Here is a 17658-nt window from a genome sequence, read left to right as displayed (position 1 = left end):
ATGAACCTCCCTTTACCTTTTCTTCATTTACCTTTTATTTATCTCGTAAGTTTCTTCCGGTTAAGGTAAGAAATACTGTTTCTAAGTTGGGAGCCTGCTCCTCTAATGAACGAATTTCAATATCATGATTGATACAGTGTTGAATGATTTTATTTAAATTATTTAATCCCGCATCAGAATTCACTTTAATTACGTTTTCTTCAATTTGAACTGCTTTCACACCGTTTATCTCTTTTAATTTTTCTACATCTAAATTCTCTACCGATTTCACTTCAATCCAAATATCTTTCGTGTCAGTAATAATTGCTTTTAACTGTTCTTTCGTACCTTCTGCAATTACTTTACCGTGATCTACTATCGCTATTTTCGTACAAATCTCTTCTACCTCTTCCATGTAGTGACTCGTATAAATAATTGTACTTCCCATTTCATTTAATTTACGTACTGACTGCAAAATGTAGTTTCTTGACTGTGGATCAATTCCAACTGTCGGCTCATCCATAATAATTAACTTCGGTCTATGAGCAATTGCACAAGCGATATTCAGTCTTCGCTTCATCCCACCAGAAAAGTTCTTCGGATAGCTTTTCTGTTTATCACTAAGTCCTACAAATTTAAGAGCTTCCTCTACCCTAGCTTTTAATTCGGCTCCTCGTAACCCGTACAATCCAGCAAAGAATTTCACATTTTCATAGGCAGTTAACTCTTCATAAATCGCAATATCTTGCGGAACAATACCGATATTCATTTTCGCAAATCGATTATGTTTCTTTATATTTTTTCCTAGTATGCTAATCTCACCTTCATTACTTCTTAACAAACCAGCAATCATATTTATCGTTGTACTCTTACCAGCACCATTTGATCCTAAAAAGCCAAATATTTCTCCTTCTTTAATAGATAAAGACATATTATCAACTGCGATGAAATCACCAAATTTTTTCGTTAAATTTTTAATTTCTAATGTATTCATCATTTTCACCCCTATTTCGGTTTCTCTGCTTTTAGTATAAACAAAAAGAATGAACCTGCTCAGTGCAGAAGTTCATTCTTTTCACATGAGAATATTCACTTTTTTCATATGAGATGGTTCATCCTCGTACCATTCTCTTTATATTGGCAACAACATCGTTACTGAAAAACCACTTGTCCCATCTACAATAATTTTTCCGTTTACAGACGCCGTTCGCTCCTCCATCCCCATAATACCGAGACCTTTTTTAACAAGAGCTACCCCTTTTCCGTTATCCTTCACTTGCACCTTAACCATCTTGTTAAGTACATGAATATCTATAGAAATAACTGTCGCATCAGCATATTTCATTGCATTTGTTAGTGCTTCTGTAACATTCTCACCGATAATTTTCCACTGAATGGGAGAAATCATATCTAAGTTCCCTTTGTATACAAAAGGAATATTCACATCATTCTTACCGGCAAATTCCTCTATGAATAATTTCATACGATGAATGCCAATTTGCTCAGTTGGAGGCTTCATATTTTTTAATGTAATGCGAATACTTTCAATTCCATCTTTTGAAATGTGAATTGCATTTTGTAATAACTCCGCAGATTTTTCTTTATCTATTTCCATTAACCTTTTTGCTGCTTCCATTTGAATAAGTGCACCCGTCATCGAGTGACCAATTTTATCATGAATTTCTTGCGATAACCGATTTCTCTCTTCTAGCTTAAATGTGTATTCAGATTGTCTTATGTACTCTTTATTTTCATGTAAGCTTTTCGTAAGTCGTTGCATATCTTTTCGCATCTTATCATTTTGCGATTCAAGCTTTACTACACGCGATATATATCGATCTGCTATAGTTAAAACGAGAAAAGAAAATGCAACAATTAATCCATAAGTCATTCGAATACTTTCATCTGCAATCGTAACTGGGAGCATCATAACAACAAAGCGTGGCCAATTCTTTTCTATGTAATGGAATGTAATTTCGTATAAGTTCAAAGGTAAAAACAAAATAAAAAATGGATGAACCCTCCATGTAAATAACATAATTATGCCAATTGACATACAGATTAATAATTTTTTATACGTATCTTTTTTAAATATAGAAATCATTACGTTTACAGAGAGGTAAATAAGTAAAGTAAATATAACCCAAGGTAAATTTACTACATTTGCGTAAATATAACTAAACACAATATATAAAAAGACAATTAATTTACTTACAGTTAGCCAAAATTCCATATCACTAATCTACTTTCCCTGTTAAGTAATAAATCGCAATTTGTGTGCGATGTTCAAGTCCAGTTTTCCCTAAAACTGACGTAATATAATTTGCAATTGTTCCTTCAGATATAAAAAGCTGTTTCGAAATTTCTTTATTCGAGAAACCTTTTGCAATTAATGCGATAATACTAAGCTCCCTTTCTGTGAAAAGGCTCTTATCAATTTTACATTCTTCCTCTTTACTTTCCATTAAATTAGACTTAATTTTATCGAGGACAACATCTTGCATAACAGTTTGACCGTTATATACTCCTTTTATCGCATCACGAATACGCTCCGGATCGTTATTTTTTAACAAATAACCTTTCGCTCCGTTTTTTACTGCATCCAAAATATATTCATCATCATCAAACGTCGTTAAAATAAGCGGTTTTGTTTTCGTCTCTTCACAAATGAACTTCGTCGCCTCTACCCCGTTCATATTTGGCATGCGAACATCTAAAAGAGCAATATCAACTTCATGCTTTTTACAATATGCTACAGCTTCTTCCCCATCATTTACAGTATCTACTACTTCGAACTCTTCGTATGTATTTAAAATAATTTTCATGCCCTCTCTAATAAAAGAGTTATCATCCGCTATTAATATTTTAATTTTCATGTTTGTTAGTATGGCCCTTCCCCTACTAACATTCACATCCTTTCTCCGTGTAACATTTCCTACTTGCTCATTATATACTTCTCTTTACCATTTTTTCACACCTTTTTTCATCTAGCTCTCCTGCAAAAAATATATTATTCTTTTTTTTACAATATGTGTAGGGTGACTTATCATTCTTTACGTCTATATAATAGAATGCGTCAAAAAGGAGGGAGAGACCCATTGAGGAAAAACAATTAATTGAAAAAGCACAGCAAGGAAGCGAGCATGCTTTTCGTATCCTTGTACAAACATATCGTCATTATATTTTTCAAGTTATCTTTTCTATTTTAAGACATGAAGAAGATGCGAAAGATGTTACACAAGAAGTATTCGTAAAAATTCACACCTCTCTCCCAAATTATCAATTTCGCGGATTAAAAACGTGGATGGCGCGTATTGCCACCAATCACGCTATTGATTATAAGAGGAAGAAAGCTAGAGAAAGTGAAGAACTCTCCTTATGTAAAGAAGCTGAGGAAAATATAAAGTCCTCTCATAATATTGAGGCTTTATTATTGACGAAAGAGCAGAAATTACTCATTGCTCAAAAACTGAGAGAACTTCCCGAAAATTACCGTGACGTCGTTCTCGCACATTACTTAGAAGAAAAAAGTTATCAAGAAATTGCTTTACAGGAAAACATCGAAGTAAAAACAGTCGAAATGAAACTGTATCGGGCACGAAAATGGATTAAAAAACATTGGAAGGAGGAAGAGTTTCTATGATGCATTATTCAAAAGAAGATTGGCGCAATTATACATTAGATTTTATAGAAAACAATAAACGTGAATCTATGGAAGAACATCTTTACGAATGTGATCATTGTTTAACACTTTATATGGAAAGTATTGATGAACAACATGAAAACCTTCCAATGATAAATGATGATTCATTTACGAACGAAGTTATGACGCAAATTAATTTTGAAACGCTACAACCTAATGAAAATATAAAAACAAACTCACTAAAACGCACAATTATTCACTACATAATTGCGACTGCAGCTACAATTATTTTTATGGTAAGTGGTTTATTCCAATATATTTTTACAGCGACATCAAATTTCGAGAAATCTTCAAAACATAACGATTCTTCTATCTCACAACAAATTGTAAACAAATCGGTAGATACATCAAAAAAGGACGGAGGTTTAAAGCATGAATAAAAACCCCTTTTTAGCACTTGTATTAGGGCTAATTCCTGGGCTTGGACATTTATACTTAAAAAAGCTAGGACGGTTTATTTTATATAGCGGAGGATCTTTATTTCTATTCTCCTTTGCAGTATTTTGTACCATAGTAGTAAGAGAACGTGATATTGCTTTTCTTTCTCTATTTTTACTAGCTGTTCTATGGGTAATTAACTTACTAGATTTAGTTATCACCATTATAAAACAAACGAAAAAACAAGAAGCTGGAGAATTGATAAATTCCTCTAAAGAGAGCGAACGATTTTATATCATTCTCCTATCCATCATCCCTGGACTTGGCCATTTCCAATTAGGACTTATGCAACGCGGTCTTACGTTTTTAGTCGCTTGCGCTGGCTTAGGCAGCATGATTATATTTGTGACATTATTAACATCTCAAGGAAGTTTCCTTATCTTTCTTATTACGTTACCTGTTTTATGGATTTATAATTTCTTTGACGTTGTTCAGCAACTACAGAAAAAAGAACGCGACGAGCAATTAATTGACCGTACTATTTTCGAAGATTTTGAAGAACATCGAGAGCAAGGAAAGAAAAGTAAAACATTTGCTTCTATTTTAGCGATGTTCCCTGGAGCAGGTCATATGTATTTAGGTTTACAACGCCGTGGTCTTCAGCTTATGGCAGCCTTTTTACTATCTATTTATTTACTCGACTTATTAAGACTTTCTGCGTTTTTATTTTTAGTACCAATCATTTGGTTCTATAGCTTTTTTGATGCGTTACAGCAAACAGCAAAATACGGAAAAGAACGAGTACAAGACGAACCCATTATCGATTATTTTATAAATCATCAAAGATGGATCGGTATCGGATTAATTACACTCGGTGGTTATTATTTATTAAATCAAACAGTCCTTCCTATTTTGAATGATTATTTTGTAACTATATTTAATATTCATCTTAGTGAACTATATTATCGCTATTTCCAGACATCTATCGTTGCGCTCCTTTTAATTGGCGGCGGCTTTAAATTGTTACTTGGAAATAAAGAAAACAAAGGTGGGACAAGCGAATGAGGACTTGGCGTGTTGGAACATTCTCAATGGGGCTTTCTATTATATCGTTAGGGTGCTTTTTACTATTTTCAGTCGTAAAAGGAATTCAAGTATTAGATACACTAACTGCATGGTGGCCAGTTTTACTTATCATACTTGGAGCTGAAGTTTTACTATACCTTCTATTTTCTAAGAAGGAACAATCATTTATTAAATATGATATTTTTAGTATTTTCTTTATCGGTGTTTTAGGAAGCGTCGGAATTGCTTTTTACTGTTTATTATCAACTGGATTACTAGAAGAAGTTCGTCACTCTATTAACACAACGAGGCAAACGAGTAATATTCCAGACGGACAATTTGATATACCTGAATCTATCAAAAAAATCGTAGTAGATGCAGGCCATCAACCTCTAACGATAGAGGGAAATAATACAAATCAAATTCATCTTTTGGGAACTTATGAAATGACAACGAAAGCAAATGAAAAACTCAATTTAAAACGAGATGATTTCCTTTCAGTTCAAACGGCTGGAGAAACGATGTATATCACTTTAAAATCATTACCTGTTCAGCATACGTTATTTAATTCAGCACCACAGGTGAAACCAACGCTTGTTCTTCCGCAAAATAAAAATGTGGAAATCCGTGCTTCAAATAACGAACTATCTCTTTATCCAGGTCAATTACAAAATAATTGGTTTGTACAGGAAAGCTCAAGAGTGTCTGTCCATCTTGCAAAAGAAAGTGATGTATCTTTAACAGCAGTAACGAATCAAAAAGAAACACATGGAAGTACACCTTGGGAACAAGTAGAAGATTTAACGAAAAACGAAAATACTTCTTCAGAAGAACATCCAGAATTAAACACCCAAGAACATTGGTATAAAAATTCGATTAAAACTGGAAATGGGACGTACAAGTTAAATATTGAGAAAGCTTATAATTTGAATATGAGTGTTCTCGAAAAATAAAAAACCTTCCGCAATTGCGGAAGGTTTTTCTCATATAATCGCTTTAATTCCTTCTAACACTAATCCAATCATAAATCCGCAAACCGCCCCGTTTACTCGGATCCACTGTAAATCTTTACCGACGTTATTTTCAATCATTTCGATTAACGTCTTATCATCTAACTTATCAAGATTTTCTTGTACAAGCTTACCAATTTTCGAATGGTTCTTCTCAACAAGACTTACAACTTGTTTTTGTAACCAATCTTCTATTTTTTGAACTGTCTGTTCATCTTCTTTTATTTTATTCATTTGTTTTTGTAAAAATGGAATAACATATTTATCAGCAAATTCTTCATTATTTACAAAAGCAACTGCTCTTTGCTGTACTTGCTCTAGCATCTCTTTTATTTTGTCAGTAGCATTCCAATTGGCAATCCATTTTTCTTTCCAATTTTCTAATTCTTGTAGTAACGCTTCATTTTCTTTTACATTTGTAATTTCTTGACGAATTTTCGCTAATATAAGTTGTCTCGTGCTATTATCTGCATCTTGTAAGCTGTTAATATTGCTAATAATAAACTTCTGCAAAATGCCGCCAATTTTATCTTCATCTACAATATTCATAAACGATTTCAATGTAAACTGTAAGAATCCATCTACTTTTATATTTTCCATCGCCTTCATACCTAAACTACCGAGCTGGTAGCGTGCTTCATCTTGCGCTGTCCAATCTTTCACTTTTACTAAAATGTAATCAAGTGTCTTTTCATCATATTCTTGCACAACTAATTGATCAACAAGCACTTGTAAAATGTTACTTGTATTAATTGTATGCAAATATGTTTTTAATTCTTTTTCAATAATAACAGCTAACTTTTCTGTATCTATTGTAACAATTGCTTTCTCTGCAATCGTTACAATCCCCTTTTTCACAGCATCAGACTGCATTTCTCTCTCAGCAATTTGCAGTACCATTTGTGCTAACTGCATCTCTTTTACTTTATTCGTAATACTTTCTTTCGTCAGCCATTCATTTTCTAACGTATTGATGAGCCCTTTCGTTACTCGTTTACGATTTTTAGGTAACAAAGCTGTATGCGGAATTGGTATTCCCATCGGGTGACGGAATAATGCTGTAACTGCGAACCAATCTGCAAGCCCGCCAACTAACCCAGCTTCAAATCCCCCTTGTATAATCTCTCCAGCTATCGTTCCTTGAAAAGGGATAGAAGCCGCAAAGCCGACACCCATAACCCCAAGCGAAATACCCGCTATATATTTAGTCTGTAATGACATCGTATACACATCCTCTTATTATGTAAAATAAAGCTTTTTGTTGTATTTATTCAATATTAGTTATCCTTTATATATACTATAAAGAACTATTGTGAAAATAACAAAGATTTTTATGTACATGAAAAAATGAGGCTACAACTAGCCTCATTTTTCTTATATCGTTAATTCCAAACCTTTCCTATAATATTCATCCATTATATCGTTTGGAACCATACTTCCACCCGTTCCCCACACAATATGAGTACCTTTTTTCACCTTCTCTGTTAACTGTAGCTTTTGTAAATACTCATCTTCTTTACATACTTTCACTGGCCCTATCATACCTGCTAGTGCAGAAGGCTCTAAATAAATATTCTCCGTATCAGCTAGCTCTTTTAACAATCTATATAACTCTTCATCGCTTACTGTGTAATTCCCACTCAAAAATGGTTCCATCGTTTTACCGACAAATCCAGATGGCCTTCCTACCGCAAGTCCATCCGCATCTGTTACATTATCAATTCCGATATCTTGAACGGAAATTTTGTCATGAAGGCCTGTCATTAAGCCGAGTAACATACAAGGAGAATGTGTTGGCTCTGCAAAGTAACAATGAACATTATCTTTATACAATAACTTTAAGCCGAATGCTACTCCGCCAGGTCCTCCTCCTACTCCGCACGGAAGATAAACAAATAAAGGATGATTTTCATCTACTACAACCTCTAACTCTTCTAATTGCTTTTGTAATCGTGATGCTGCTACTGCGTATCCTAAAAATAAATCATGCGAGTTTTCATCGTCTACAAAATAACAGCTAGGATCCGCATCCGCTTGTCTTCTTCCTTCTTCTACTGCTTTGCTATAATCATCTTCATATTCAATAACGTTTACACCTTTACTTCTTAATAAATCTTTCTTCCATTCTTTTGCGTCTGCTGACATATGAACAGTTACATTAAAACCTAGATTCGCACTCATAATCCCTATGCTAAGTCCTAAATTCCCTGTAGAACCTACTGCAATTGAATATTTCGAGAAAAACTCTCTACATGTATCACTATCTAAAACGGAATAATTATCTTCTTCTGTTACCATTCCGTGCTGCAATGCTAGTTGCTCAGCATGTTTCAACACTTCATAAATACCGCCCCTAGCTTTAATTGATCCTGATATTGGAAGATGACTATCACATTTTAATAATAATTCTCCTAAAATAGGTTGCTCATATTTTCTCTCTAAAGCTTCTTTCATAGAAGGTATTTTCACTAAAGGTGATTCGATTATGCCGTTCGCCCCTTTCGTTTCAGGAAAAACTTTCGCAATATATGGTGCAAAACGCTTTAATCTCTCTTCCGCATCTTTTACATTCTCTTCATTAAGTGGTGAATCTTTTATTGCTGTTTCATACTTTTCTATGTTTGGATTTATCCAAAATACTTCTTCTGTTGCAATAAGCTTATTCACTAATGGATATTCTGCTTGTAATGCCCCTATTTCTTTCATTTTGTTTCCTCCTTATATCCTTGTAGCTCACCATACAATAAATTATAATTAAATTAATTTTAATATAGTTTAACACAAATAATCCCATTAAGTTAATTTTAATTTAATTTATTTAAATATAATTTAATAATTATTAAGGAGATTTTCATTATGGAAAATATAGATATTGGTAAAAAAATTGAAAAACAAAGAAAAGAAAAAGGTTTAACTAGTAAAGAACTAGCAAAGATGGCCGATATTACACCATCAATGTTAAGTCAAATTGAGCGCGGGTCCGCTAACCCTTCTATCCAAACATTAAAAGTGCTTGCTAAAGCTCTTGATGTGCCAACATTTAGCTTTTTACTTGAAGATACAAATACAGACGATTTAATTGTACGTTCCCATAAACGAAAGAAAATGATTATTGATAATTTATCATATGAAATGCTTTCACCTGATTTCACTGGAAATTTAGCAACAGCAATTATGACCGTCCCGCCTAATACAGCTTCATCAGAAAATGTGCTAGAACATAAAGGAGAAGAATTAGCATTTGTCTTAGATGGGAAAATCACATTATATTTAAATGAGGAAGAATACGTATTAGAAACTGGCGACAGTGTAAAAATACCTGCTTATTTAAAGCATAAATGGGTGAATCATTTTGAAAAAAACTCGATAGTCTTATTTTCTGTTACTCCGCCGATTTTTTAATATATCAATAAAAACAGGATGATTCTTATAAAGTGAGGATTATCCTGTTTTTATTAAATAAGAAAGTGAAATTTTTGTTAAAAACTTAACAGTTGAACCCAATCCGAACAATCCTCCTAAAAACATATTTACAAGTAAAACTATCCCTCCCATTGATGCTAACGTATCATGAGTCAGATTCATCCCACCACTACCAGAGGCACTTGTAATATTCACATAAAAATAAGAAATATGTAAAAATTAATTAATTTTTCAGAATTTTGTTGAAAAATATGGTAAAATCACTCTTATACTTCTTCTATTTTGCTATTATAGAAATAATTAAATTAGGATACTTTTATCGAATGGGGGAATATATAATGAGTGTGTTATTAAAAGGGCATGAACAGATTGTCAACGAATTAAACATTTTATATCAAGTAATGGTAGCGGAGCAATTAATTGAAGCGAAACAATTAAAAGAAAAAATAGAGAAACAGATTAATAAAATTGAAGCTGATCAAACTCTATCGCTTTACTACTCCCTACTAAACTTTAAATATAAGGTCCTAACCGATTGGACAAACATTAAGTATGATACTTTTAGTCAAATTGTTCGTTTAGACAATCCCATAACTGAAGACTTTATTACTTATTATTATCACTTTTTTAAAGCTGAACATGCTACCATTATTGGAAATTATGATGAAGCAAAAAAAGAATACGAAAAAGCTGAATCCCTTTTAAAACATGTACCAGGCGAACTAGAAGAAGCTGAATATAAATATAAATTTGCTATATTTAATCACCATACAAACAAACCACTTACAGCAATCAATTATGCAAATCAAGCTAAAGAGATTTTCTCAAAATATCCACGTTATGAAATTAAAATAGCTCTATGCGAAAACATTTTAGGCTCATGTTCTGTTTATTTAAAACAATTCGAACAAGCCGAAGAGAACTATAATTCAGCAATCAATATTTTACAAAAGCTGAAAGACGATACACTAATCTTAAAAGTTCGAAATAACTTAGGTTGGCTCTACTCTTCTCAAAATCTATCAACCCTTGCTATTAGACATCTTACAATAGTTACAAACAAATTACCTAAACACCTAAAAGCCAATTTTCTACAAGCCAAAGAACATTTTAGTTTAAATGAAAAAGAACTTGCAAACGATTGGGTTCAAAAGGGCTTAGAAATTTGTAATGAATTAAATAATCAAGAATATAAACACCATTTCACTATCTTAAAAACACAACACACTGGTATTCTAGACGACTTAGAAAACGCAATCATTGCAGGCACTACATATTTTAACAGTAAAGAATTATACGATTATGTACAAGAATATTACGAATTATTAGCAGTAGAATTTCATAAAGTGAATAAAATAGAGAAATCTCAAAAATATTTTTTCAAAACTTACGAAGCAAAACAAAAATTATTAACTAAGGAGGCACTAAGATAATGAAAAAGATTAGTTTAGCTATTTTAACCTTTACATGCATACTTGCTTTTGGATTTAATAATTTTACTGAAAGTCAACAAGCAAAACAACTTCCAAAATGGGATACAGATAAACAAGAAACACATGCAGACCTATAGAAACCTAAAAACCCCTAATAAAGGGGTTTTTAGGTTTCTACAATATAATGATTTAGCATATGATGAAGAAATATGCTTATAAAAGATAGCCATACAGATACTCTCTGTACATGGCTATCTTTTATTTTTTCGGCACCAACAAAATCCCTAAACTAATAATACAAAAGCTCATTATTTGCTCTGCTGATAGACCAAACAGAACCGAATTTTGTTCACTAACAAGCGAAATAATAATATGAGCAAACCCCTCAATAATTAGAAAAATACTTATATTCTTTCCATTTCCGAGCCTTTCATTTTTCATCCATAACAAGCCCATTATACAAAGAGCAAGGCTGATCTCATATACGAAAATAGGGTGATATAAAAGTTTAGATTCATATATTTTCATTCCCCATGGTAGTGTCGTTTGTGCACCTACTTCATGATGGAATAGAAAATAAAAGATAATACTCACACACAGACCAAAAGGCAATGCATCAAGTAAAATACGAAGCGAAAATTGCTCCTTTTTACTTTTCCAAACAATGTATACACTCGCAATTACGCATCCTACTACAATATGTTGCATACTTCCAATAGCTAATATTGCTTGCATCGGCGCCCCAAAAGCCCATACAGGATTTAAAATTGCTGGTGCAAACTTCCATACAAATACGATGATAAGAAAAGCATTTGTTACGGCATCCATCATTTTTTTATATGATACATTTTGATACTTCATCTTTCGTTTCATCAACATAAAACCAAATAGACTTCCAATTATAAGAGATATGGGTTGTAACCTCACAATCCACTCCATCGTCACCAAATCTCCTTTTAATTCTCAATCAATTTCTTAAATTTCTTTTCTAATTGATCTGGTGGTAATACACCTCGTACATGATCTACTATAATTCCATCTTTATTAACAAAAAATGTCGTCGGTAAAGAGAATACTTTATAATCTAGTCCAGCTACTCCGTCCATATCTAGTAGAACCGGAAACTCAAATCCATAGCGATTAGCAAATGCGCTTGCTTCTTGTACTGGGTCACTAACAGTTGCATTCACCGCAAAAATTTCAACATCCTTTTTATATTTATCATACATATGAACTAAGTCAGGTGCCTCCATTTCACACGGCCCACACCATGATGCCCAAAAATTAATAATATATGGTTTTCCCTTGGCATCATTTAACGACTGCAACTTTCCGTCTAATCCTTTTAATGTGATGCCAGGTGCTTTAAAACCTACTTGTGGTAATACTTCTTTCTCTTGTAACTCTGCTTGCTTTGCTTTTCTTTCCTTTTCTTCTTTCTTTGAATTATAAAAGTTAACCCCTGCCCAAGCGAGAGCACCTACTAGTATAATAGCAATTAGTTTCTTCACTTTTCTTCCTCCTCATTTTTAAAAACCTGTAAATCCACCGAATAGACGAATAAAGAATGCTGTAATTTTCGTCATTTGATTTGTATACAATAAAATACCTGTTACAATCATCATTCCACCGCCAATTTTCATCATGACATTGGCATATGTAACAATCCATTTTACCTTCCCAATAAAGAATGCCATCACGAAAAATGGAACCGCAAACCCAAGAGTATACGCTGTAATATAAAGAAGCGCCCCTTCAGGATTCGTCGCGCCAAGCATGAGTACAGCTGAAAATATCGGTCCAACACATGGCGTCCAACCCGCTGCATATGTCATACCGACTAAAATCGAGCGAATATATCCAGTCGATTTACTTCTATATTGCACCTTTTTCTCTGCCATAAGCCACTTAGGCTGAAATAAGCCCGTCATAAATAGCCCCATTAAAACAATAAAAATCCCACCAATTTGTTGAATCAATTTTTGGTTAGATGAAAATGTTATTCCAATCCAGCTTACCGATAAACCTAACGCGTAAAATATAACCGAAAATCCGATCATAAAAAATACTGTATGTATAATCGCTGATTTTTGCATAATCCCACGATTTTCTTTTAAATCTTGGATAGACACACCTGTAATATAAGATAAATAAGATGGATATAGCGGTAAAGAGCACGGTGATATAAATGACAATACTCCCGCCCCAGCCACAAGCCAAATTGTTAAATCTGCTGCATTCATTTTATTCCCCCTAAAACACTACAACGAGTAGTGTTTATTCTTAAAAAAAGAGGCTATATGCACTCTCCGACAATAAGTACAACCGACATACAGAATAAACCTACTGTTACATATACCGAATTCGTATGTAACGGAATAGTAAGCTTAACAACCTTTTCATTTAACACTTGCTCGATTCGTAAATTTATTGCTGTTTTTGCAAATGAAGCTGTAACACATCGATTTTCCATTTTCTTTATTTTAATTAATTTTAATAACGCGCTACCTAACTCAAATGAAGATTCCATTTTTTGCATCGCATATTTATCAGCAGCTAGCTCCTGATACGTATGATATCGCTGTAACAACCCTTTTAATATCGGTATGTACATCATTCCTTCTGCTAATAGCGTAAAACAAAATAATTTTAGCGGATCCCAATTCTTTTGATGATATTCTTCATGGAAAATAATCGCATCAATTTCTTCATCTGAAAATGTTTGAAGCAACCCTTCCGACATGACAACTTTCGGACGAAATAGCCCAATTGTAAATGCCGCAACTTCCGTAGTCGGCAATATATATATTTGTTTTCTTTTTCGGACGAAAGGGATAAGTACTTTTTGTAATTTTTTACTATAGAAAAATTGTCGCCAAATTCTTTTGCACACGATTAATACAGTAAGTAGTAATAATCCAGCGATTATAATACGAATCAGCGATAATTCTTTCATATGTTTTTCTAACTGGAACAAGCAAAAATTTGAAAGAAGGAACATCTTATTTTGAAACAGAAATGGATATGTAACGTAATACACTAACATACTGAAAAAGAGGATACTAACAATTACTGCTAACAATACGATTTTACGCATTTGCCATTTCATTTCATTAATCCTCTCTTTTTAACTGACTCAATTTGTCTTCTAACTTTTTTATTAAAGTCGGATCAGCCTGCTCTAACTCATCTAACATATGATTTACAACTAAATCTCCAAATTCCCCCATCAATTCCTGTGTCATTTTCTTCGTTTGATTGGATAAGAATTCTTCTTTTGTTTGTACAGCACGATATATACCACTTCTTTTCACAGTCTGTTTTTCTAAGTGTAATTTCTCTACTAACCTGTTCATAACTGTCATAACAGTGTTAAAATTCACAGGTGATTCTTCACTTAATTTCTGCTGCACTTCTTTAATAGTAATACCATCGCTAGACCAAACAATCTCCATAATTTTCGCTTCAAGCGGTCCAAAGAAATGATTTAACCCGTGCTCATTTAACTTATAGTTTTGAGTAAACATTGTACAACTCCTTTCACACTACGAATTGTAGTATAAATTAAATGAAAGGTCAAACGTAAATGATATATATGAAAATTAACTACCCATAAATACATAGGCTATTCCATTCATTTTAAACCTAATTTTTCTCCAAATGTATCAAAAAGATACTGCTCTAATATTTGTACACTAAACTTCTCATTACGTCCAAGTGCAAATAATTCCCGATCTTTCGCTACGATAGTATCTAACGGAATAGCTACATTATCCACTATTTTTGTAATTTCAATTATATTACTTTTTACATTTACTTCTGTTTTAAATTCAACGTTTTCTAACACTATATGTGAACGTCTTCCTGATGCAAAAAAAGTAAAATTAGGATTTTTAACAACGCCAATTTCAGTCTCTAACGCATATAAATAGTGAAAAATTACATCTCTGTGTCCATCTTTTATTATTTTTTCATCCTTCTCATCGTCTAAGTATTCTTTCAGCTTCGTTGTAAATTCAAATCGAAAATCCACTTTTTTCACTCTCCTTCTTTGTATTTCATATTAAATAAATATATTGAAATAATTTTAACATATTGTCATACAACTTCCTATTAAAAGTAAAAACTGTTTTAAAAAATCGCTATTATTTCCGATACCCTTTTAAAATATAAGTATAAATTCAATATGAATCAATGCGTCATTATATCTATTTAAACATATTTTTTCCATATTTTGAAACATTAGTATGAAATATTATATATCAATGTATGGTTTCTAATGCATTGGTATATATAGTCAGTAGTTTCTTTACTATTCCGATATACTTAAGCTACATTTTCTAATTATTGATTACATTACGGAAGGAATGTAACTCTCTTCTATCGAATTTTTATATAACAAAAATAATTAGGTGGTGCTTTACTATGAAATTAGCTGTCATTGGTGGCGGTGATTTACAAGATTCAAATCACTTGCCTATTAATGAACGCCTTATAGAATTAACAAATAAACAGTACCCAAAAATATTGTTTATTCCAACGGCTAGTCATGATGATGAAAGCTATATAAAATTATTTTTAGACACTTTTGAAAAACAATTACATTGTGAAGTACAAATTTTACGTACTACAACAGATTCACCTTCAAAGTATGAAATAGACGAGATGATTCATTCAGCCGATTTAATTTATTTAGGTGGCGGGAACTATATTCACATGCTTACGCAATGGAAAGAACATAGACTCGATGAAAAATTATTATTGGCTCTGCAGCAAGGAACACTTATTGCTGGTTATAGCGCTGGTGCTATGTGTTGGTTCACGTCTAGTATCCGATCAGATTATGAAGGTTCTGGTTATATAGAGAGTAACGGATGGGGTATTGTTAATAAAAGATTTTGTCCACATTATAATCAATTAAACAGAATGAACGCCTTCCATTCCTTTTTACAAAATCATCAAGGGAATATAGAAGGAATTGCACTGGAGGATAATTGCGCTTTATATATTACAGAGGAATCCTTTGAGATTATCGGTGAACCGGAAAGAGCGTGGGAGTTTTATATGAGTGATAAAACACTCATTAGACAACATTTTGATATAACTTTAAAAAGCTATTTATAAACCTGAACTTACGAAAAAATGTCCCTAAGTCTAATAACTTAGGGACATTTTTCTATTTAACTAACTAATCGTGTAATTCGTTTCTTTTGCCATGAAAGCTTATAATATGCATACTGTAATATTAAGCTGACAATAAATGCTGCTGGATACCCGATCCAAATGCCTTCTATTCCAAGACTTGTATGGTAAGAAAGATAATATGCTACGGGTACTTCTACAAGCCAAATTGAAACAACTCCAATAACAGTTGGCCAAAGTACTGTACCGCTCGCTCGCATTGTCGCACTAATAATTTGTGCATGACCGAAAATTAAATAACTCCATAATGTAATCATAACTAAGCTATGAGCAATTTCAATTGTAGTTTGACTCGTTAAAAATAGTGATAAAATGTCTCTTGAGAATACGTAAATAAGAGATATTAACACACCACCGATGACGTAGTTCATAATAATTCCGGCCTTCACAACTTTCTGTAATCGATCAAATTGATTCGCACCAATCGATTGTGCCGCAAAAATGGAAACTGTAATACCAAGGCTAACTGCTGGCATTTGTACATAACTTGCAACTTGATTCACAACGCCGTAAGCAGCTGTTGCATCCGAACCGTAACGATTTACAAATGCGATTACGGCAATTTCAGATAATGAAACTAATATCATATTAATACTCGCTGGAATACCGAGCCTTAGTAATAGCTTTAATAACTCCCCATCCATTCGAAGGTATTTTCTAACCGTTCCATCTAGTTGTAATGGGTGATTTTTCTTCTTTAAATACACAAGCATGACAATAAACGTAATAACTGTAGATATAACAGATGCATAGGCCGCTCCATACACATCTAATTTCGGAGCTCCTAACCATCCAAAAATAAGAATCGGTAATAAGATCATATTTAGCGCTGTACTTACAATTAAAAAGTAAAATGGCGTTTTAGAATCTCCTGTACCTCTCATAAATGTTGTATATGCGAAATATAAAAATAATACTGGCATCGATATAAATAAAATCCGTGCATAATGTACACTTATTTCAATAATATTTTCTGGCGTTCCCATTAGACGCATAATATCCATTGCAAAAATACTGCCTATTATCGCCAACACAACTCCAATAATAAAGGTAAACGTCAACGTCGTACCAACGATAGCTTTTAAACGATCTTCGTTTTTAGCACCAAACGCCTGACCAATTAAAATAGAGCTTCCTGAACCGATACCAATTACAAATGAAACGAGCAAGAAAAATAATGGGAAGAATGCTGATATAGCCGCTAAATCATTAACTCCAAGCCATCTTCCTACTACTACCATACCAAATAATTGTCCAACTGATTGTAGTACATTACTTAATAATAACGGTACTAAAAACATCGACATCGATTTCCAAATCGGTTTACTCTCACTTTCCAACTTATGTGACTCCGCACCTTCTTTATTGTTATCTGCAGGTGGTTTCAAATTTCATTTCTCCTTTTATTAAACATCTATTTTCAATCTCTATCTCTTTGTATAGTTGTTATAATACTGTGCTTCTA

At 32.9% G+C, this 17658-nt stretch carries 21 protein-coding genes; 8 read left to right on the top strand and 13 right to left on the bottom strand.

The annotated features are described in order from the left end of the window. Window positions 1-34: 34 nt before the first annotated feature. The 3 genes from C3Y97_RS08670 to C3Y97_RS08660 form a co-directional block, all read right to left on the bottom strand. Window positions 35-973 carry an ABC transporter ATP-binding protein gene (locus tag C3Y97_RS08670; RefSeq protein WP_001093804.1) on the bottom strand — a complete coding sequence of 313 codons (939 nt, stop codon included), beginning with the start codon at window positions 971-973 and terminating at the stop codon, window positions 35-37. A 138-nt stretch (window positions 974-1111) separates the two neighbouring features. Further along, window positions 1112-2212, bottom strand: a complete 1101-nt coding sequence (locus C3Y97_RS08665; protein WP_000397694.1) for a sensor histidine kinase — start codon at window positions 2210-2212, stop codon at window positions 1112-1114. A 4-nt stretch (window positions 2213-2216) separates the two neighbouring features. Then, window positions 2217-2855: a response regulator transcription factor gene (locus tag C3Y97_RS08660; protein ID WP_000694093.1), complete on the bottom strand. Its 639-nt coding sequence runs from the start codon at window positions 2853-2855 to the stop codon at window positions 2217-2219. A gap of 221 nt (window positions 2856-3076) precedes the next feature. On the opposite strand from C3Y97_RS08660, the gene C3Y97_RS08650 reads away from it, so the two are divergent. The 4 genes from C3Y97_RS08650 to exsE are packed head-to-tail and all read left to right on the top strand — an operon-like array spanning window position 3077 to window position 6078. Beyond that, window positions 3077-3622, top strand: coding sequence for an RNA polymerase sigma factor (locus tag C3Y97_RS08650; RefSeq protein WP_256737415.1), 546 nt, complete (start codon window positions 3077-3079; stop codon window positions 3620-3622). Continuing rightward, a complete protein-coding gene (locus tag C3Y97_RS08645; RefSeq protein WP_000972340.1) occupies window positions 3619-4062 on the top strand; it encodes a hypothetical protein in 444 nt (147 codons plus the stop codon). The genes C3Y97_RS08650 and C3Y97_RS08645 overlap by 4 nt, the downstream gene beginning before the upstream one ends. Then, window positions 4055-5125 (top strand): hypothetical protein, encoded by a 1071-nt coding sequence (locus C3Y97_RS08640; protein ID WP_001039115.1) that lies wholly within the window; start codon window positions 4055-4057, stop codon window positions 5123-5125. Before C3Y97_RS08645 ends, C3Y97_RS08640 begins: the two co-directional genes overlap by 8 nt. After that, entirely contained in the window at window positions 5122-6078 is a 957-nt protein-coding gene (gene exsE, locus C3Y97_RS08635) for an exosporium protein ExsE (RefSeq protein WP_001261429.1), read from the top strand. Before C3Y97_RS08640 ends, exsE begins: the two co-directional genes overlap by 4 nt. Before the next feature lie 30 nt (window positions 6079-6108). On the opposite strand, the gene C3Y97_RS08630 is transcribed toward exsE, so the two are convergent. Together C3Y97_RS08630 and C3Y97_RS08625 are read right to left on the bottom strand one after the other, a co-directional pair. Further along, window positions 6109-7356: a DUF445 domain-containing protein gene (locus C3Y97_RS08630; protein WP_000058302.1), complete on the bottom strand. Its 1248-nt coding sequence runs from the start codon at window positions 7354-7356 to the stop codon at window positions 6109-6111. 153 nt (window positions 7357-7509) lie between these two features. Next, a complete protein-coding gene (locus C3Y97_RS08625; RefSeq protein ID WP_000658538.1) occupies window positions 7510-8841 on the bottom strand; it encodes a D-serine ammonia-lyase in 1332 nt (443 codons plus the stop codon). Between the two features lie 150 nt (window positions 8842-8991). Here C3Y97_RS08625 and C3Y97_RS08620 point away from each other — a divergent pair, with 150 nt between their 5' ends. Then, complete coding sequence (locus tag C3Y97_RS08620; RefSeq protein WP_136363270.1) at window positions 8992-9537, top strand: helix-turn-helix domain-containing protein; 546 nt, start codon at window positions 8992-8994, stop codon at window positions 9535-9537. A 39-nt stretch (window positions 9538-9576) separates the two neighbouring features. On the opposite strand, the gene C3Y97_RS08615 is transcribed toward C3Y97_RS08620, so the two are convergent. Then, window positions 9577-9753: a hypothetical protein gene (locus C3Y97_RS08615; RefSeq protein WP_002040916.1), complete on the bottom strand. Its 177-nt coding sequence runs from the start codon at window positions 9751-9753 to the stop codon at window positions 9577-9579. 143 nt (window positions 9754-9896) lie between these two features. Between C3Y97_RS08615 and C3Y97_RS08610 the strand changes: the two genes are divergently transcribed. Next, the gene (locus tag C3Y97_RS08610; protein WP_000114849.1) at window positions 9897-10991 is read left to right on the top strand and encodes a response regulator aspartate phosphatase; all 1095 of its coding nucleotides are present in this window, start codon (window positions 9897-9899) and stop codon (window positions 10989-10991) included. Beyond that, entirely contained in the window at window positions 10991-11128 is a 138-nt protein-coding gene (locus C3Y97_RS27810; RefSeq protein WP_000724012.1) for a hypothetical protein, read from the top strand. Before C3Y97_RS08610 ends, C3Y97_RS27810 begins: the two co-directional genes overlap by 1 nt. Before the next feature lie 121 nt (window positions 11129-11249). Here the strand turns inward: C3Y97_RS27810 and C3Y97_RS08605 are convergent, their stop codons facing one another. The 6 genes from C3Y97_RS08605 to C3Y97_RS08580 form a co-directional block, all read right to left on the bottom strand. Continuing rightward, window positions 11250-11930: a prolipoprotein diacylglyceryl transferase family protein gene (locus C3Y97_RS08605; protein WP_136363268.1), complete on the bottom strand. Its 681-nt coding sequence runs from the start codon at window positions 11928-11930 to the stop codon at window positions 11250-11252. Window positions 11931-11947: 17 nt separating this feature from the next. Further along, the gene (locus C3Y97_RS08600) at window positions 11948-12502 is read right to left on the bottom strand and encodes a TlpA family protein disulfide reductase (protein WP_000733173.1); all 555 of its coding nucleotides are present in this window, start codon (window positions 12500-12502) and stop codon (window positions 11948-11950) included. 18 nt (window positions 12503-12520) lie between these two features. After that, on the bottom strand, window positions 12521-13234 hold the full coding sequence (gene ccdA / locus C3Y97_RS08595) for a cytochrome c-type biogenesis protein CcdA (RefSeq protein ID WP_000990443.1): 714 nt from the start codon (window positions 13232-13234) through the stop codon (window positions 12521-12523). Window positions 13235-13287: 53 nt separating this feature from the next. Further along, complete coding sequence (locus C3Y97_RS08590) at window positions 13288-14100, bottom strand: M56 family metallopeptidase (protein WP_044307074.1); 813 nt, start codon at window positions 14098-14100, stop codon at window positions 13288-13290. Window positions 14101-14104: 4 nt separating this feature from the next. Further along, window positions 14105-14518, bottom strand: coding sequence for a BlaI/MecI/CopY family transcriptional regulator (locus C3Y97_RS08585; protein WP_000495053.1), 414 nt, complete (start codon window positions 14516-14518; stop codon window positions 14105-14107). A 107-nt stretch (window positions 14519-14625) separates the two neighbouring features. Next, entirely contained in the window at window positions 14626-15024 is a 399-nt protein-coding gene (locus tag C3Y97_RS08580) for a DUF3942 family protein (protein ID WP_000347525.1), read from the bottom strand. Window positions 15025-15416: 392 nt separating this feature from the next. On the opposite strand from C3Y97_RS08580, the gene C3Y97_RS08575 reads away from it, so the two are divergent. Then, window positions 15417-16115 carry a peptidase E gene (locus C3Y97_RS08575; protein WP_000762118.1) on the top strand — a complete coding sequence of 233 codons (699 nt, stop codon included), beginning with the start codon at window positions 15417-15419 and terminating at the stop codon, window positions 16113-16115. Window positions 16116-16171: 56 nt separating this feature from the next. Here the strand turns inward: C3Y97_RS08575 and C3Y97_RS08570 are convergent, their stop codons facing one another. Further along, window positions 16172-17581: an MATE family efflux transporter gene (locus C3Y97_RS08570; RefSeq protein WP_000804124.1), complete on the bottom strand. Its 1410-nt coding sequence runs from the start codon at window positions 17579-17581 to the stop codon at window positions 16172-16174. Window positions 17582-17658: the final 77 nt, after the last annotated feature.

Origin of the sequence: Bacillus sp. DU-106, from assembly GCF_004799705.1 — a bacterium.
GTDB lineage: Bacteria > Bacillota > Bacilli > Bacillales > Bacillaceae_G > Bacillus_A > Bacillus_A cereus.
The sequence above is the reverse complement of the archived record's forward strand: the minus strand, read 5'-3'. Positions and strand labels throughout refer to the sequence as shown.

What these genes read in the sequence shown, in the direction of transcription:
- C3Y97_RS08670 (WP_001093804.1), bottom strand. Translation starts at nt 973, where the DNA reads ATGAATACATTAGAAATTAAAAATTTAACGAAAAAATTTGGTGATTTC.
- C3Y97_RS08665 (WP_000397694.1), bottom strand. Translation starts at nt 2,212, where the DNA reads ATGGAATTTTGGCTAACTGTAAGTAAATTAATTGTCTTTTTATATATT.
- C3Y97_RS08660 (WP_000694093.1), bottom strand. Translation starts at nt 2,855, where the DNA reads ATGAAAATTAAAATATTAATAGCGGATGATAACTCTTTTATTAGAGAG.
- C3Y97_RS08645 (WP_000972340.1), top strand. Translation starts at nt 3,619, where the DNA reads ATGATGCATTATTCAAAAGAAGATTGGCGCAATTATACATTAGATTTT.
- C3Y97_RS08640 (WP_001039115.1), top strand. Translation starts at nt 4,055, where the DNA reads ATGAATAAAAACCCCTTTTTAGCACTTGTATTAGGGCTAATTCCTGGG.
- exsE (WP_001261429.1), top strand. Translation starts at nt 5,122, where the DNA reads ATGAGGACTTGGCGTGTTGGAACATTCTCAATGGGGCTTTCTATTATA.
- C3Y97_RS08630 (WP_000058302.1), bottom strand. Translation starts at nt 7,356, where the DNA reads ATGTCATTACAGACTAAATATATAGCGGGTATTTCGCTTGGGGTTATG.
- C3Y97_RS08625 (WP_000658538.1), bottom strand. Translation starts at nt 8,841, where the DNA reads ATGAAAGAAATAGGGGCATTACAAGCAGAATATCCATTAGTGAATAAG.
- C3Y97_RS08620 (WP_136363270.1), top strand. Translation starts at nt 8,992, where the DNA reads ATGGAAAATATAGATATTGGTAAAAAAATTGAAAAACAAAGAAAAGAA.
- C3Y97_RS08610 (WP_000114849.1), top strand. Translation starts at nt 9,897, where the DNA reads ATGAGTGTGTTATTAAAAGGGCATGAACAGATTGTCAACGAATTAAAC.
- C3Y97_RS27810 (WP_000724012.1), top strand. Translation starts at nt 10,991, where the DNA reads ATGAAAAAGATTAGTTTAGCTATTTTAACCTTTACATGCATACTTGCT.
- C3Y97_RS08605 (WP_136363268.1), bottom strand. Translation starts at nt 11,930, where the DNA reads ATGGAGTGGATTGTGAGGTTACAACCCATATCTCTTATAATTGGAAGT.
- ccdA (WP_000990443.1), bottom strand. Translation starts at nt 13,234, where the DNA reads ATGAATGCAGCAGATTTAACAATTTGGCTTGTGGCTGGGGCGGGAGTA.
- C3Y97_RS08590 (WP_044307074.1), bottom strand. Translation starts at nt 14,100, where the DNA reads ATGAAATGGCAAATGCGTAAAATCGTATTGTTAGCAGTAATTGTTAGT.
- C3Y97_RS08585 (WP_000495053.1), bottom strand. Translation starts at nt 14,518, where the DNA reads ATGTTTACTCAAAACTATAAGTTAAATGAGCACGGGTTAAATCATTTC.
- C3Y97_RS08575 (WP_000762118.1), top strand. Translation starts at nt 15,417, where the DNA reads ATGAAATTAGCTGTCATTGGTGGCGGTGATTTACAAGATTCAAATCAC.